Below are 17639 nucleotides of genomic sequence, written 5' to 3' on the forward strand. Positions count from 1 at the left end.
TATTTCGTTTTTTACTTACGATAAATGACACTCTTAGTCAATTTAATAAACGAATTTATATAGCCAAAAAGATAAACTAAAAGGCAAAAAAGGAAGGGGCCCTTCGATAATCCTTGCTTGAGATATTTTCTTCTAATTATTCGATCATATATAAGATGTCTAGTTAATGAGGTATTTGAATAAAAACCCTTGCCTCTATTCACAACATCTATCCTTTTATGATAGTTAGCCAAAGGTTTTGGTATAACACCAATTTTATACTTCAGATAGAAACGCATGTTAAATTCCCAGTCACCGAGCAAAGGTATATCTTTACGATATCCTCCTATCTTGTCATAGGCCTCTCTTTTGTAGACAAATGAATTAGTTGTAAACAGGTTACATCTGGCTATTTTCCAACCATAAATTCTTCGTAGCCTGTTATTGAAAACATAACTTTTTATAAAACGAGTTTTGTTTCCTTCTAATGTTTCCTCAATGATAGTGGTCTGAGTTACAGCACCATCTACTCCCTCGTTTTCATCTAATAACAAAATGCATTCTTCTAAAAAGGAAGGAGCCCATGTATCATCATCGTCTAAAAGTGTGACATAATATCCACTACTCTTTGAAACTCCAAGGTTAATTAATTCATCTATGTGAAGATTAGTATTTATATGAAGAAGTATAATATCATTCGAGCTTTTAGATTTGAAATCATGCATGATTGACTCAATTAAATCTTTATCTTCTCCTGAATTTACAAGCACTATTTCCCAGTCTGTATAAGTTTGCGACAGGATACTATCAATTGCCCTTTTAAGGAGAAGAGGTCTGTCTTTTGTTCGGACCACAACAGAAACTTTACCCACTATAATCACCTAGGATATATTTTTGTATGTCTCTACAACCTTGGATATTTCGTCAACAAGAACAAGCTCTCCTTTATTTAATAACAGAGCTCTTTGACACAACTTCTCGACTTGTTTCATAGAGTGAGAGACGAATAAAACAGTAGTGCCTTTATTTATTAGTGAAGAAATATATGCTTCACATTTCTCTTGAAACCTAAAATCACCAACAGACAAAACTTCATCCACTATTAATATATCTGGATCCACAATTGTTGCTATTGAGAATGCAAGTCTGGCTAGCATTCCTGATGAATAATTTTTTAAAGGTACATCTATAAAATCATGAAGCTCTGAGAAATCAACAATTCTATCAAAGCATTCGCTCATAAACTTGTTAGAATGACCAAATACCGCGCCATTTAAAAATATGTTTTCTCTACCCGTCAAATCGAGGTTAAATCCTGCACTTAATTCTATTAAAGGAGCTATGGTTCCGTTAACGGCGACCGTCCCAGAAGTAGGCTTTAAAACTCCAGCAATGATCTTGAGTAATGTGCTCTTGCCCGCACCATTCAATCCTACCAAACCAAAAACTTCGCCTTTTTTTATATTGAAAGAAATATTTTTCAGGGCATTAAACTCCTGATAAAAAAGCTGACCTTTAATTAGCTTTAAAATGTGTTCCTTTAAGTTATCTATTCTTTCCTCACTCATATTAAAAGTCATAGATACATCTTTGACCTCAATTGCTAATTCGCTAACCATGTATTTTCACATCCATTTATATATATAGTATAAAATCATCTTGCTTTCTTCGGAAAACTAAAAGTCCGATAATTAATGTTACAACTCCTATTGATGCGCAAATCAAATGTTGTTGTAGAGTAGGTGTAACGCCGTACATAACTACATCCCTAAACATCTGTAGAGTGTAATAGAGCGGATTTAACTCAAAAACTATTTTTAAATTATCAGGTATAATACTCATTGGGAAAAATTGAGGCGTAAAATACATCCATGCGGTAAGGAGAACCTCGTACAAGTATTTCAAGTCTCTAAAGAAAACAGTGTATGCTGATAGAATAAAACTCAATCCAACACCAAATAAAAATGTATAAAACAAAGGAATTGGAATTAGAAAAAGGTTAGGAGTAAATTTTACTCCTCCATTAACTATTGCAACTATAACTAATGCTACCAAAGCAAATACAGTGTTTACTAATGACGAGAAGCATTTAGAAAGCGGGAAAATATATTTTGGAATATAAACTTTTTTAATTAATGAAGCATTGCCGACTACCGAATCCATCGCCATAATAGTTCCGCTTGAAAATAGATCCCAAATAATTCTTCCTGTTAAGACATATACCGCAAAATGTGGTATATTACTTTTGAATAAAGAAGCAAATACTATAGTTAAAACGATCATCATCATCAAAGGTTGAAGGACACTCCAAATCACCCCTAATATTGAACGGCGATACTTTATTTTAATATCGTTGATAACAAGTTGTTTCAATAAATAACGATATTTACTAAAGTTCATAAAATATTTCTGCATAATTCGTATATTACCCCCAAGTAGGTATTACCATATTACCTATTAATTTTGATTAATTTAGTAAAAAACCGGAATAATGGATTAGACTTTAAACGATATAGATAACGTTTAAAGTAATACTTGTTCTTGCTAAAATAGATGATATCCTTTATCAAAGATATAGGGTTCTTCTTTAGCATTAAGACTCCTTTGACGTAACTCAAAAATTGAAAAACTCTATTACTTGATATTGCGATAGTTTCATATTCCATATACAAAGATAAATAATCATCAATTAGTCTGGGAAAAGCTTTAAGGTACTCAGACATCCTCCTGTTGTTTTCTTTACTACGTTGATATTTCCATGCTGTAAATTCTTTCTCAAAGTAACGGATCATATTCGTTTTCGTGAAGCCTTGTTCAATTCTTTCACGACATTGTTTGCTCAATTTTTCTTTATCTGCTTTTACTATACTAAGTATATCGAAAAGAGCAGCTACATATTGATCTACTTCTTCCTTCATAAAATGTCGATTATCTAAGTCAGCCTCTTCATTTTGAAAAAGTGGTATCACCCTCCCCACCTCATTATTAATTAGCTCCTTTTGTCCCCCAACATCTGAAGAAACTACAGGTACTCCCATAGCTAATGATTCATAAGCTGTTAAGCTTAGTCCTTCTTTAAGTGAGCAAACTAATGTGACCTGACTATCACGGTAATAAGGTCTCATATCGTCCTTCCGACCAACGCAATATATTGTTTGCTGTAGTTTTTCTTTCTTTATTATGCCCAGTAGTTCATCCCATTGTGGACCATCTCCTACAACGACTACAATGACATCAGGCAACAGTACTTTTAGCTTTTTTGCAATTTCGACCATTAAAAATGGTCTCTTCTGCGGATGAAGTCTACATGGAAACAAAATTAAAGGCTGATCCTGGTTGATATTAAGAGATGCTCTTATTTGGCCTTCCTTCACATAACTTGGATTAAATTCTTCTTCATCAACACCTATATAAACCGTTTCTACTTCATGATCTTTTTTATCAAAAAATTCAATCATGACTTGCCTTAGATGATCATTACATACGTAAGTTTTTTCTATAAAGTCACTGAGAGCCCCAGAAGTCCTTGCATAGCCTCCTGCACGCCAATACCATTCTTCCATATGGACATAATCAATGATGGATATATCAGGAAACTCTTTTCTCAACCAAGGGATTAAATAGTACCCATAATAGCTGTTTGAAACAAACAAGATATCTATTTCTCTAGAGGTTATATAATAATGAATGAACGAACCCCAATATTCTATATCCAAAAAAGTTGTAAGATCGAATATACCAGTAACATGTTTCTCAAATCGTTGTCTCCATGTTGAATCTCCCGGGTTGGTTGTAATTATAGACATTTCAAACCTTTGCTTATTAATCTTGGATACTATATCCAAATTAAACAAATCCGCCCCCCCCATTACCATATGCGGAAGAAGCATTAGCACTTTTATTTTATCGCTTGTATTCACCGGTGATCTATCCCAGTTCCATTTTTGAGGTTTAGGAAATCCTTTTTTTAGATTGTATCTAGGAAATTCAATTGCTTTAATATCAGTAATATCTCTACCAATTTGATTTATTAAATAAGAAGATTTTTTTTGATCATTTTTATTAGATTTCAAATGTCCTAAAACACCATCATTAGTTCGCCGATACCAAAACCCATACCATCCCATATGAACAGGAATTTTCTTCGCATTCAACAGCTTAAGCCATAAATGCCAATCTTCATTAAAGTAAATTTCACTTGTTGTATATAAACCGACTTCATATAAATCTTTTTTCCGTATGCCAGCAGTACAGGTTAGCAGATTTTCAACCTTCATCAATTTCGAATTAAAAGGCTTTCTCCAGAGATACTCTTCATTCTGAAAACCTATACTATCTGTATAACTCCAGCTAGCTTCTGGATTAGTATACAATGACCAATAAACACATTCTAAATAAGTAGGTTCAATCAAATCATCTGCATCAAGCGGTACAATGATTTCTGCTTGCGACTGATTAATCGCATAGTTTCTTGCAGCAGACGGACCAACATTTTCGATATGAAAGATTCGAATACGCTTCTCAGCTTCCGCTAGCCCTTCCAATAACGAGATAGCTTCTTTGTCAATACTTCCATCATCTACAATAATCCACTCAAAATAGGGGAAAGTTTGATTTACTACGCTATTAAAAGTTTGAGAAAAATACTCCTTTGAATTATAAAAAGGGGTAATTATGCTAATCAAAGGATTCTCATGGTTATTTGTATAATTAGCTAGTTTGACTCTACCAGGTGTTTGCTTATAATCAAAATTAGAATCCAAAATGTTTACCTCCTGCCGTTGGCAGTTGCTTATTAGGCTAATTTGCTCGAAAATAAAAGATCATACAGATAATTAAAGGTATAATCTTATGTAATCCAATCCTAATTTTGTCCACTTTCAAGTATCAAAAAGAAGACTGTCGAATTCAGTATACGGTAAACAGACAAAAACGTCGACCCGTGACAGTGAGCGGGCATCTGTTTTTCGAATGTTGGTATCACTTTGTTTTTGGCTTAACGTCCTTTGATTGCTTTTTTACCGATGAACCGAGAGGCGCTGTTACTACATTATCGGGCATACATCAAATGATCAACTTGTTAGGGGTTTAAATCTGCAAAAATGCCTGGAATCAGAGTGCAATGTAATCTTGACTCATGAAAGTAAAATATATCATAGGTATATTTCCTCTAATTACTTCGTTATTTCAAAAGATCTAACAACACAAAAAACAAGGTCAGGACTATATCTCCCTTGCCTTGTTTTTATTAAAACATGAAACGAGTATTTCAAATCTATTTCTCAGATCACATTTCTTCTTAACAAATCCTCTATTTAAGTGTCCATACCTGTTCAAAATATAAGAACCGCTCTTCTGTAAAAATGATTAGTAAAGAACATTTCTAATGTGTTTAATGTATTAATTTCTCAAGACGCGCCTCTTCAACCAATTTGTAATTAAAAACTCATACAGATAGGTCATTAGCATTGCGCTAGATATAATAAACAAGAAACGTGTTATAAAGTATTTTGAAACCAGTGGAAGATGCTCCCCATAAAAATTCAGTATATAAATTGAAAATATATGAAAAAAATAAAGGTTTAACGATAATTTTGAATAGAAATATAAAAAGCGATTAAAAAATAATTTTTGCACCCATGGCTTGTTAAAAATCAAATACAAAATGAAACTCACAAACAATCCATAACTGATGTAATATATGGTTGGAGGGTATTTGAAGTCTTGTGTAGACTTAAATTTGTACAATAACATAAAGATAAGAAAGGTTGATAAAAATCCTCCGACCATTATCAATATCTCTTTTTTATTTAAGCTTTTAAATCTAATTCCTACAGCAGCGATTAAACAATATCCTAATGGCGTAAAAATATAATTTTGCAGGTTTTCCCCTAATATAGTGGGTAGTAATCCATTCAAACTAACCAAAAAATGATAAATTATATATAGAAAAATTAACGATAGAAAATATTTATTATTATTCTCGATTTTCTCACCTAATTGAAGAATGAGTGGACTGAACAGGGAGACTACAAAGAAAACATACATAATCCAAACGTATCCAATACCGCCATTAAAAGCAAAAGATAGTACAATTGTTTTGATATCAAAAAACAAAGTTCCATTCGAAAAGAGAGAAATCACAAAAAATAGTGCAAAAAAAACTATCAAAAAGATCCATGTGCTAATAATTAATCTTTTAAACCTTTTTAATATATATGAATTATAGTTTACTGAATTTTCTTTCTGACTAATAGTAAAAGAAATCCCCATTAGTAGTACCATAAGTACTACATCAAAATTTCTAATTCGAAATAATAATTCATTGGGTGAGGCATGGGCTACCACAATACTTACGATAGCTATGAATCTAAGAATATCTACAGTTCGATTCCTTTCATTACTCAAAAGCATAACTCCCTTTCACGATCAAAAAATAAACTATGCTTGATTTGCCAAATAGATTAAGAAGACACTTAGATGTATACATTTCATGCAATCATATCACGTCGTCAATTATCTTTCTTCAATTTTATAGTTCTTCTTAACAAGGAAACTGCGTTAATGTTAAGGTAGATTGGAGTTCAACTGTAAATATCATTCACTTAGTCATGTAAACATAATGAAATTAATTAAAGATTTAGCATTTGTATTTAAGAATATAAGACCTTAGCTAGCTATCAATAAATAGATCTAGAAAACAAACTGTCACATACAAAAGAGACTGCTAGAAATCTTCACTAACAGCCTCTTTGTATGTTTAATTATCAGGTTGCTGGAACAGTTTGTTCCAGAGCTAATACATCCATTTCTTTTAAGGCTTCCTTTTTCCCGTAAATATTGATTTTTATGCCTTCAGCAATAACAAAATATTTTTTTCAAAACAAAAGATTTACCTATACCTATATTTGTAAAAAAGGCTTAGCAAGTTCCCAACTACTCTTTGATCAAGAGGGTTCAAATGTATTGAATTGTATCGGCAACAATAACTATTTCCGCTTGTAAAAATCCCATTATGAATCCGGACAGGTGCATCATCGTGAAGAAGAAAAGGCTGATGTGGACGCCTTTATTCGCTTCCTCGAGGATCTTCTGTCGGCGTACCGGAACGGAAAAATAGCTATGATTTTAGATAACAGTCGGATTCATCATGCCGCCGGGTTGCAGCCCTTTCTGAAGAAACATCCGCGCCTGCACTTGGTCTTTCTGCCACCGTATAGTCCAAACCTAAATCCAATCGAAGGACTTTGGCTGTGGCTCAAATCCGATGTAGTCAATAACGTCTTTTTTGAGAAGTTCTGTAAGATTAAGCTTCATGTTGGCCAGTTTATGAAGCGAATCAATAAGCATCCTATGGAACTATTGATCGCTTATTAATTGGGTTTTAATCTTAATTGCGCTTTATATAGCTTACTCTTTTTGAGAGTGAACTGGTTCCTTTTAAAAGGGTATGCTAAAATATTGACGTATCTACAAGAAAAGGAGATTGTAAACCTTGTCGAATCCAGTATACGGGAAACAGGCCAAAACGTCGACCCGTGACGATAAAAGGCCGGCTATGTTTTGGGTGTTAATTGTTGGCATGATTTTGTTTTTAGCTTGGGCCCCCTTCCAGGCTGCACTTTTTAATGGGCAAATGCTTGATTTTGAGACGCCTTTGTATTGGGCTTTGATCATCAGCATGATTCTATTGATTTTAGGAATCGTAACCTATTATAAGAAATTCAAATTGGAAGATCAAAGAGACTGGCTGGCGGTGCTTGTTATGTTACTCCCACTAACCTACGTGCTCTCTTTGGTATCCGCTGCTTCTCATTATCTCGCAATGAACATGGTAGTAGTGCAGTGTATCTACGCCGCTCTGTTTATCATCTCAATCTATCTACTCCAGGATCGGTTAGGCAATAAGATTATTCACAATCTGATTATGACCATTGCTTATGTCATTGTAGGCTTTGGCTTCATCAACTGGTTCGGACAGTGGGTGCTTGCCGGCAAGCTGGTAGGCTGGCTTAGCCAATATGTTTATCAAAACCGTTACACCAATGCAGTCATGACAGATACAAATGGGCTCCGGCTGACATCAGTGTTTCAATATGCGAATACATATGCCGCCTTTCTAATGGCTTTCCTGTTCGCTGCCGTTTTCTGTCTGATGAAATCAAAACTATGGTATGGCAAAGCTATTCACGGCTTCATGTTGGTGCCTATTCTGGTCTCGCTATTCCTGACTTTGTCACGGGGCGGTCTGGTTATGTTGCCTGTCGTATTCGTGCTGCTTTTGCTTTTCCTTAAACCTGCACGCCAAATTATATGGATTTTACATTGCGCCATTGCTGGTGTAGCGTCAATATCTATCTTGGCGCCAATTACAAATATGGGTTTACAGCTCAACAAGACCTACAATGGCGGAGAGGCGGCCAAGGCTTGGGGGTTGCTTATTGGTGTCTCCCTGGCTGTAGCTGTCGTACTGTGGCTTGTTGAACGTTATCTGGCACCAAAGCTGGAAAATGCCCTCAAAGGGTGGAACTCACGGAAGTTATCCAACCTGTGGTTGCCTGTCGGATCCGTTGTTGTGATTGGCTTGCTGTCTTTTCTATTAATTGGAACCGGTCTACACAGCGTACTACCGGAAAACGTTCAAGTGCGGTTAGAAAACATCAATTTCCGCCAGCATAGTGTGCTGGAGCGGCTGGTATTCTATCAGGATGCTGCGAAATCGATTAAAGATCACCCTATTATTGGAAGCGGTGGCGGCGGATGGGCTGCTTTGTACGAAAAGTATCAGGATTATCCTTATACTAGCCGTCAAGCCCATAACTTTTTCATGCAGTATTTAGTTGAGGTAGGCATTCTCGGCTTCGTAATTTTCATGTCATTTATCTTATATATTTTCTATAAATACATCCGTAACTATATTAGACAAAATGATGAAGAACGGGATTCTCACTTCCTGTATCTCATTTTGGCACTCTCGATCTTACTTCATAGCTTGCTGGACTTTAATCTGAGTTACGTGTTCATGGGCATATTGGTATTTGTGAGTCTCGGTGGTATGGCCGCTGCTATGGACAGCAAGCCGCTTAAACGTCTGTCTATGAGTGCTTCCGGATTCCGGATCCTGTATAGTGCAGTCATTGGCATTCTAAGCATCGTGGTGCTTTTTGCAGGTCTCCGCTTCGTGCAATCGGCCAATGCTGCCACATATGCCAAACAGATTATGGCGGTAAGCACATCATTTGAGGAAATTCAAAGTGCTATTAATAAAGATCTGGAGCTTCGCCCTACACATCCGGATTCAGTAATAAGATTGGCTGCACTGTACAAGAATGTGTATGATCAAACGAAAAAAGAGGAATTTTATAACGCTGCAATAGAGGTGCTAAATACGGGCCTGAAGGCAGAACCGTATAATAAAACCATGTTAAACTCCAAAGTTAACCTTTTACAAGCAAAAGGTGAGAATGAGCAAGCCTTCAGTATTTTGGAAAATAGCATTTCCAACTTTAACTGGGACAATGACTGGTACAATATGTTGATTACCCAAGCTTACACTATTGGTAATAAGGCACGTGAGCAAAAAGATACCGCCAAAGAACAGAAGTTTTTCCAAGCAGGTCTTGCTGCTTATCAGAAGGTTCTGGATGGGGTAGCTCATCTTAAGACGGTTCCACCTGAAATTGAGTTGACACGTACTTTTGAAGTAACTTCAGGTATTGCGCTCAGTACTGGCAAGATTGAGTTTATGTCAGGTAAGCCTGCTGAGGCTGCAAGCATCCTCAAAAACGACTTGAAGGACGATCTGAGTGATGCTACGAATCGTGAGGTCGCTCGCTATTACGTTGCTGCTCTACAAAAACAGGGCCAAAACGACGAAGCTTTATATAACAAACTGATTCAGGCTGATCCGAAGGAGAAGGAGCAAATTGAGCAGTTAAAGTCCTTAAAGCTCTAGGAATACGATTAAAGCATTGAATGCAATTACAGCGATTATGCACCAACAGAAAAGGAACGCAGAAGCTATCACGCTTCTTGCGTTCCTTTCCTTATATCCTAAGCTTAACTTCCTCCCACTATGTGATATCGCATACCTTTAAAACTTTGCTCCATTTTCATCTATCTCTTCTATAACCTGTCTCATATAAGCCAGTACTTCATCTTTAATTTCGTTATGCTGCAGGGCATAATGAATGGTTGTTTCAATGAAGCCCAGCTTCTCGCCAACGTCATGGCGATTGCCGTCAAATTCGTAGGCCAGAATCGGACTCTTTTCTCCAAGTTTGGACAATGCATCCGTCAGTTGAATTTCCCCGCCAACGCCAACAGATTGCTGGCCAAGAATATCAAAAATATCAGGTGTCAAGATATAACGTCCCATGATCGCCAAGTTGGAGGTTGCTTCTTCCTTCTTCGGTTTTTCTACCAGACGTTCCGCTTCCGAGATTTTACTGGTGAGTGCATGACCTTCAACAATCCCGTAACGATGTACCTCGTTCCAATCTACTTGCTTTACACCTACAACCGAACGCTGATACTCATCAAAAACATCAATCATCTGTTTGAGACATGGATTATCGGATTCGACGATATCATCACCCAAAAGCACGGCAAAAGGCTCATCACCAATAAACTTACGTGCACACCAGATAGCATGCCCCAAACCTTTAGGCTCCTTTTGACGAATATAGTGAATATCTGCCATTTCTGATGGTTTGCGCACTTCATTAAGCAGATTCCATTTTTCTTTCGAAGTAAGATTATATTCTAGCTCAAATGAGTAGTCAAAATGATCCTCAATTGCTCTTTTGCCTTTACCAGTAACGATAATGATATCCTCAATACCAGATGCTACAGCCTCTTCAATAATATATTGAATCGTTGGTTTGTCTACAATCGGAAGCATTTCCTTAGGCATCGCTTTGGTGGCGGGTAGAAAACGGGTTCCTAATCCCGCAGCAGGAATAATCGCTTTACGGATCTTCATAGGTAAATCTCCTTTGTCTTCAATATAACGAATAGGATACTATCTTTGATTATAACAGGAAGATAGATTCATTTGATAGGTTAAAGAAGAAGACATCTTCCCTTGAGGAGAACATGTCTTCCAATCTCTAGCTTGCTATATGATTATATTATGCTTCTATGATCTTCTTTGCTCCAGCATAAATATACAGTTATTTACTTCACCAGCTGCCCACGTGTAACACCCAGCTGATTCGTCGCTTTGAGAGTCTTCCAAACCTGCGTACCGCTGATTTCTCCGCGCAGGGCACGGTTATACAGACCAATAACCTCATGCACTTGCTCCGGTGTCTCTTCCAAAAATTCTACACGGTAACGAGACACACCCAGCTCCATAAAGTTGGACAGGTACTCGGCCCCGGATTGCTCAATAGCATTGTATACCGTATTGCGGCAGCCTTCGTCCACGCGGACTGGATGAGACATACCAATACGATCACGCAGGGAGGCACGATGATCCTCACAAGGGCGACCACAGTTGGTGTAATCTGTGCCTTCACTCATGAAGGTACAGTATACGCAGTGTTCGGTATGGAACATCGGCATATGCTGCTGGATTACGATTTCCAGCTTGTCGGTACGTGTACGTCTAAGCATATCGACCATCTGTTGGATGTTCAGATCATACGACGGCGTAACGAGGTCGCAGCCGGAATCAAGGAACAGATCGGCCGCCTTATGGTTGGCAACGTTAAGCGAGAAGTCGCCAATCAGCTGCGGATGATGTGCGTCCGGGTTCTCCAAGCGATGACGCATGTAGAAATACAGCGCACCCGGATTGCGTACCAACACAGCATCCGGCTTCAAGCGCAGGATGTTGTTGTGATAGCCGTTTTCACCCGGCATGTGAATACGCGGGGTCACCAGCGCAATTCGGCGTCCTGCGCCGTGTACGGCCTCAACAGCGGCCGGAAATTGCTTGATGAACTCGAAGTCGGCGTAGATGAACTCCACGCCGGCCTCCAGCGCAGCCTCAACCTGCGGGAGGCTACGGCACAACGCGGTCAGCTCCGCCTGACCGCGCACCACAGGCGATGCCGGAACGGATGCATCGCCATACACCTCCACCGCCCGCTTCGTGTACACGGGCGGTTTGGGGCGCTCGCCCGCGAGCAGCTCTACCGCCTGGCGGCGAATGCTGTTCAGCTCGCGCATCGGCACGATGACGTCCCCATGCAGATGGACGTCCAGCTCTTCCAGCTGGAACACCGTTCCGCCCAGTCGACCGAACTGCTCTTCGAGCAGCTCGTGCGTCATCGGACGCTTCTGGGCGATTTCAAGTTCCAGCTCGGAGTCCACGCGGACCGTTGTGCCCTTCTGCACGTCGGTCCACCAGGTCGACAGCGGCTGCCCTGGAGAGCCGCTGACACGCACATGTATCGGGAAGACGCGGTACGGCTTATCCGTTTCGTACGACTGGCGCAGACGCTTGTCCAGCGCCGGGTCGTTGGTCTTCCAAATGCGGTCGCCCACATGTACACGGCGCAGGTCCACATCGTTGCGTCCCGCTATGATGTCGATGATCCAGCCTTCTCCGGCTTCGCCTTCAATTTTCACGCCCTTGCGGCGGATATCGTATACGCGTCCGCCCTCTTCTTTTTGCGTAGGATCGCCCGCATCGAATACAATACCGTCGCCACGCTTCAACGGTGCATCAATACGGCAGACTACACCATCACGAAGAATTTGTTCCACCCGGCCCAGATACACGCCCCGGCTTTTCGGGAACGTACCGTCAACCAGTTTTTTGTTATTCGTTCCTTCCAGAAAACCGTGCGTAAAGCCACGTGAAAAGCTCTGCTGCAGCTCACGGATATCTTCTTTGCTCGTCTTGGACGTATCGCCATCAAAATACTTATCAATGGCCTTGCGATATTTGCTGACCACATTTGCTACATATTCAGGCGTTTTCAATCGCCCTTCGATTTTAAAGGAAACCACACCTGCGTCGATCAGCTCAGGCATCAAATCAATGGCCGCCAAATCCTTAGGGGACAACAGGTATGTCACATCGGCCATCGGCTTTTGCTCCCCATCCACCATCAGATCGTAAGGCAAACGACATGCCTGTGCACACTCACCACGGTTAGCAGAGCGTCCGCCCCACATTTCTGAAGTTAGACATTGGCCTGAATAAGATACGCATAACGCTCCATGTACAAACACTTCCATCGGAAGTCTCGCCTGATCGCCAATTTTTTGAATCTGTTTCAGATTATTTTCGCGACCAAGCACGACCCGTTCCATGTTGTACGGCTTCGTGAACTCTACGGCCTCCGGCGAAGTAATCGTCATTTGGGTAGAGCCATGGATCGGAAAATCCGGTGATATATCACGGATCATTTTCACCAAGCCCATATCCTGAACAATCAGGGCATCGACTCCGGCATCAATGCAGGCATCAACCAGCTCCTTAGCGTCCTCCAGCTCATTTTCAAATACCAATATATTGAATGTCAAAAAACCCTTAACCCCGTAGCTATGCAAAAACGCCATAATTTCAGGCAGTTCCTCCATGCGGAAATTGTTCGCCCGTGCCCGTGCATTGAACTTTTCGACTCCGAAAAAGATTGCATCGGCTCCATTCGCTACCGCCGCACGCATACAATCCCAGTCACCTGCTGGTGCCAGAAGCTCGACATCTTCTCTTCGTACTGCTGATTTCATTATTGTCCTCCCTATATGCTGAAAACGAATGATCACCCATTGGCTCATCGTTCTTCAGGGCAGCTATGCTGCTTGTTTGCATCCTATCTGTTTCTATCATCCTGTCCGATCATTCACCTTCTGAACCATCGGTTCCTCGCATGAATTGCATCCAACTCAAAAAATCCGCATCACAAACATCTGCGGCATAATCATTCTTATCTTGTAACTAATCTAGTGTACCAGACTACGCCCCAAGCTTCTACACTTTCCATGCGATTCCTTCAAAAATATCATATCTATATAAGTTGAACTTAAAAGTTACTTACTATGCCACTACGCAATCGGATGGTGCTTCCCATCGCCACCGCCCCCGAATTTCCTGAATAAAGCCTATGTTCAGGAGAGAAATCCGGGGACAAAAGCGACCGCTCCGCTTGTACAGCACCATTCCGCCTACACAAAAAACACTTACAATCCCGTCAAACGGTACATTGTAAGTGTTGATTATACAAAGAAAGACAGAATTCACATGTTCAAATACCACAAACAGCAGCCTTTGACTTCCTGTCTCTATCCCAACGGGATTCTTACCTTTCAATCCCTTATACAATCAAAGAATCCCGGGTCAACAGCGATCGAAGGATCAAATGGCACGCGCAGCACTTCCCCCACAAACTGCCTAATCTTTTCTCTACTTCACAAACATAAATGAATTCAGCGTTGAATCCAGTGCGTTAGACTGGACAGCCGTGTTGTTCGCGTCATTCAACGTTGTTGTCACGGTGTATGTTTTTCCATTATGCTCCAGAACAATTTGGTGGCCCGTATAACCGATCCCTTCTTCCACACGGTGGAATGCAAAGGACACTGCCGGAACACCAGCGAATGTCACGTCCTTAACCTCCTCAACCTTGAGGTTTTTATAGTTTTTACCTTGTTTATCATAAAAGTCCTTGAGCTGGGACACTGTTAACTCAAATGATTGGTCATTGTCGATTTTGATGGAAAAACGACCGCCAGTAAACTTGTATTCCACATCGCCTAATTCAAATTGGTCGCTAACCGCAGTCCAGTACCGTGGAATATTGACCGTATATTCATAGGCTTTGGATGTTTTTTTGATCGTTTTCGTTTTATCCGCCAGATAGTCATCTTCTTCCAACTGTCCGAAGTTGCTCGCTACGGTTTGGAAATCAATTTGAAGCGAGGAAATAAGTGCGTTGAACTGGTCATTCCCTTTGCTTACTTTTTCCGGTACCGCATATTCTGCCAAGTAGCGGTATCCACTTTGCTGAATCAGCACATTATATTCCTTAACCCATCCATCGCCAAAATTATAACGGTACTCCTGAACCAGCCCTTGAACACCTGCGACCTTCATTGGATATGTCTTCTGTGCCTCGTAGGCTGTAGACACAAATGAATCACTCAGCCATTTTTGCAGCTGTTGACTCCAATTCTCCAACGTCCCATCCGCTGGGGCAGAGGTTACTTTTATGTGGAAGCTTGAGCCATCATTGCTCTCGTATTGCATTCGCTGATCATCCATATTCCAGCCCGCGGGTATGCTAAGTGACACACCGTAATCTGGATTTCCGGCCTCGCGTGTGCCTCCAACGACGGTGGACAGGTCTTTGATGCTCTTATCCTGCGTATTAAAGGAGGTTTTGAAGGAATTTAACAATCCCGCATATTGGGCCAGATCTTTATAGTTCGTGGCTTTGGCATCGGAAAAATAAATAACATACAGTCGTCCGTTATCATAATATTGACGATTTTCCCACAATACGCCATCCGCATCCTTCGTAATGACGCGAGCATAAGGCACCTTCGCTTTCGGGAAGGATTTCCGATCTATGACAGTCTCTCCCGTTTCCTTGGCATTCTGCACCAATTGTTGTAGCAGATCATCCGCATTCAGTGGAACCGGCTGGGATGCTGTATGGACTTCCATATAATACGCGCTATTTTCGTCCATAAAAGTGGAAATGCTCTCATCTCCACCTCCCTGACCAATGACGAGTCCTGTAGGATAGTTCATAGACCATTCGTAGTAACTGTTCCCGATCTGCGTCTTGCCCTCATCATTATCAATGTTCGGCGTCTCTTCGGCTACCGTACCTGCTTCTTCTTGTGCTTCCATCCGAACTATGATACCTGCACCACTCTTTTCCAGCTTGCCGCCAAGCCCTTCCGCTATTTGACGCAAGGGCACCATAAGGATGCCTGAAGACATTTCTGGCGGAGCTGGAAGAGTCACCTTGTGACCTCTCACCCAGGCGGTGCGGCTGCCAATGGTCAGCGATACAATGCGAGACCCGTTGCTGATTTTGACTACATTATCTTCAGCCAGCCGAATTTTGCTGTTAAATGCCTTTTTAAACACACCGGCTGGAACCATTAGTGCCCCACTCTTTGAGTATGGCTTTGTAATATTCGCATTCTGACCGTTCACGATGGCTGTATTGCTGCCGCTTTGCAGGCGCAGCTCCAATATGGCTTTATTACTATCTGCCGCAGCCGCCGGCAAAGCGGAAAGCAGAAGGGACAATGCGACAGCACCGACCCCCAGCTTACGCATCATTTTTCTTTGCATATGCTTCACAGTAATCTCCCTTTAGCTATATTTGATAGATTCAAGATCCGTTTTTATTCATTTTCCAGCAACAGCAGCCTCTTGAGCCGACTCTGATGCTTCCTTGGAAGGCGCTATGCTGCCATCTTCGACAGAATCCGATTCATTCGAACCCTCAAGATCCTCTCCCGACTGAATGGAATCATAGATTTCACCATTATCCTGTGTCAATACCAGCTTACGCTTCACAATATCACCGTCCGATTGCATGAGTACACTCACCGTTTGACCCGGCTGATAGCTTTTAAGCAACTCATTGACGTCGATTGCGGAAGCTACACGCTTGCCGTTAATACTGTACAGCTCATCGCCTTCCTTGATTTTGGCTTGAACGGCGTTCGCCGAAGTAATTTTCGTGACTTTCAAAGGGTCCTCGGTAGGCAATCCGACGATAGCTGACCAGCTCTCTTCCAGGCCCAAGCCAAGACTGGCACGCCGAACCTCGCCGTATTTGAAAAATTGGCCGATGACGTACTTTACCGTATCCGATGGAATTGAAAAGCCCATATTTTCAATGCCAACCGCCGAGAATTTCATCGTATTGATCCCGATAACCTCGCCCTTAAGATTGACCAGCGGACCGCCACTGTTACCGGGATTGATCGCTGTATCACTTTGGATCAGACGATAAGCAGCGTTGACACCACGGTTCAGTCCACTAACAACACCCGAGGTTGCCGAATTACGAAGTGAGAACGAAATAGGCGTACCGATAGCGACCACCTGCTCACCCACCTGCAGACTGTTCGTGGAGGCTGCCAAAGTAGCGGGCTTGAGTCCGCTTGCCTTGATTTTGACTAATGCCAAATCACTGACCGGATCGCTGTAGCTGTCGGTAATTCCATACGATTTTCCGTCCGAAGTTACAACCACAGCATCACCTAATCCTTCGATAACATGTGCATTCGTGACGATCCACCCATCTGTCCGAATAATGACGCCCGTGCCGTGAGCCAGATTGTACCGATCTCCACCTGCTACTGTTTCTCCTGTGGCAGAACGGCCGATGATACCGACCACAGAAGGAGATACATTTTTAATGACCTGCGGCACACGATCGGCTGATAACGTATATGTACCATTCGCGCTGTTATATGCGCCGCTGGTTCCCAATGCTTTATTCATATCGCTTACGTTGACATAGACCCCGCCATTAATGACTTTGGCCTTCAAAGCAGCTCCACTGCCGGCTGCACCTGCTGTTCCAGAAACACACAAAGCGCTGCCCAAAGCCAGCACAGCCGCTCTTTTCCCCATCTTACGCATACACTCACCATTTCCTCTCTTACATGACCCTCTTCTATCAGATAGTCCAAATCTACCATAGAGGGGACATGCATACAATCGCTTTAAG

At 41.1% G+C, this 17639-nt stretch carries 11 protein-coding genes; 2 read left to right on the forward strand and 9 right to left on the reverse strand.

Annotated elements, in window-relative coordinates; genetic code table 11:
• Nucleotides 1-11: 11 nt before the first annotated feature.
• The 5 genes from GCU48_RS07655 to GCU48_RS07675 all read right to left on the reverse strand — a co-directional run bounded on the left by GCU48_RS07655 (nt 12) and on the right by GCU48_RS07675 (nt 6387).
• Nucleotides 12-851, reverse strand: a complete 840-nt coding sequence (locus tag GCU48_RS07655) for a glycosyltransferase family 2 protein (RefSeq protein WP_167518662.1) — start codon at nt 849-851, stop codon at nt 12-14.
• 9 nt (nt 852-860) lie between these two features.
• On the reverse strand, nt 861-1598 hold the full coding sequence (locus GCU48_RS07660) for an ABC transporter ATP-binding protein (RefSeq protein WP_152379575.1): 738 nt from the start codon (nt 1596-1598) through the stop codon (nt 861-863).
• 16 nt (nt 1599-1614) lie between these two features.
• Nucleotides 1615-2394 carry an ABC transporter permease gene (locus tag GCU48_RS07665; RefSeq protein ID WP_152379576.1) on the reverse strand — a complete coding sequence of 260 codons (780 nt, stop codon included), beginning with the start codon at nt 2392-2394 and terminating at the stop codon, nt 1615-1617.
• A 35-nt stretch (nt 2395-2429) separates the two neighbouring features.
• The gene (locus GCU48_RS07670) at nt 2430-4742 is read right to left on the reverse strand and encodes a glycosyltransferase (protein WP_152379577.1); all 2313 of its coding nucleotides are present in this window, start codon (nt 4740-4742) and stop codon (nt 2430-2432) included.
• Between the two features lie 637 nt (nt 4743-5379).
• Complete coding sequence (locus GCU48_RS07675; protein WP_167518663.1) at nt 5380-6387, reverse strand: acyltransferase family protein; 1008 nt, start codon at nt 6385-6387, stop codon at nt 5380-5382.
• A 621-nt stretch (nt 6388-7008) separates the two neighbouring features.
• Between GCU48_RS07675 and GCU48_RS07680 the strand changes: the two genes are divergently transcribed.
• On the forward strand, nt 7009-7356 hold the full coding sequence (locus GCU48_RS07680; RefSeq protein WP_152379579.1) for a transposase: 348 nt from the start codon (nt 7009-7011) through the stop codon (nt 7354-7356).
• A 118-nt stretch (nt 7357-7474) separates the two neighbouring features.
• The gene (locus tag GCU48_RS07685) at nt 7475-9934 is read left to right on the forward strand and encodes an O-antigen ligase family protein (protein ID WP_152379580.1); all 2460 of its coding nucleotides are present in this window, start codon (nt 7475-7477) and stop codon (nt 9932-9934) included.
• A 138-nt stretch (nt 9935-10072) separates the two neighbouring features.
• On the opposite strand, the gene galU is transcribed toward GCU48_RS07685, so the two are convergent.
• The 4 genes from galU to GCU48_RS07705 form a co-directional block, all read right to left on the reverse strand.
• The gene (gene galU, locus GCU48_RS07690; RefSeq protein ID WP_152379581.1) at nt 10073-10963 is read right to left on the reverse strand and encodes a UTP--glucose-1-phosphate uridylyltransferase GalU; all 891 of its coding nucleotides are present in this window, start codon (nt 10961-10963) and stop codon (nt 10073-10075) included.
• A gap of 194 nt (nt 10964-11157) precedes the next feature.
• Nucleotides 11158-13668, reverse strand: a complete 2511-nt coding sequence (locus GCU48_RS07695) for a U32 family peptidase (protein ID WP_208811979.1) — start codon at nt 13666-13668, stop codon at nt 11158-11160.
• A gap of 673 nt (nt 13669-14341) precedes the next feature.
• Nucleotides 14342-16255 carry a copper amine oxidase N-terminal domain-containing protein gene (locus tag GCU48_RS07700; RefSeq protein WP_152379582.1) on the reverse strand — a complete coding sequence of 638 codons (1914 nt, stop codon included), beginning with the start codon at nt 16253-16255 and terminating at the stop codon, nt 14342-14344.
• Nucleotides 16256-16303: 48 nt separating this feature from the next.
• On the reverse strand, nt 16304-17551 hold the full coding sequence (locus tag GCU48_RS07705; RefSeq protein WP_025720484.1) for a S1C family serine protease: 1248 nt from the start codon (nt 17549-17551) through the stop codon (nt 16304-16306).
• Nucleotides 17552-17639 lie beyond the last annotated feature (88 nt).

The organism is Paenibacillus brasilensis, assembly GCF_009363115.1.
GTDB classification, from domain to species: domain Bacteria; phylum Bacillota; class Bacilli; order Paenibacillales; family Paenibacillaceae; genus Paenibacillus; species Paenibacillus brasilensis.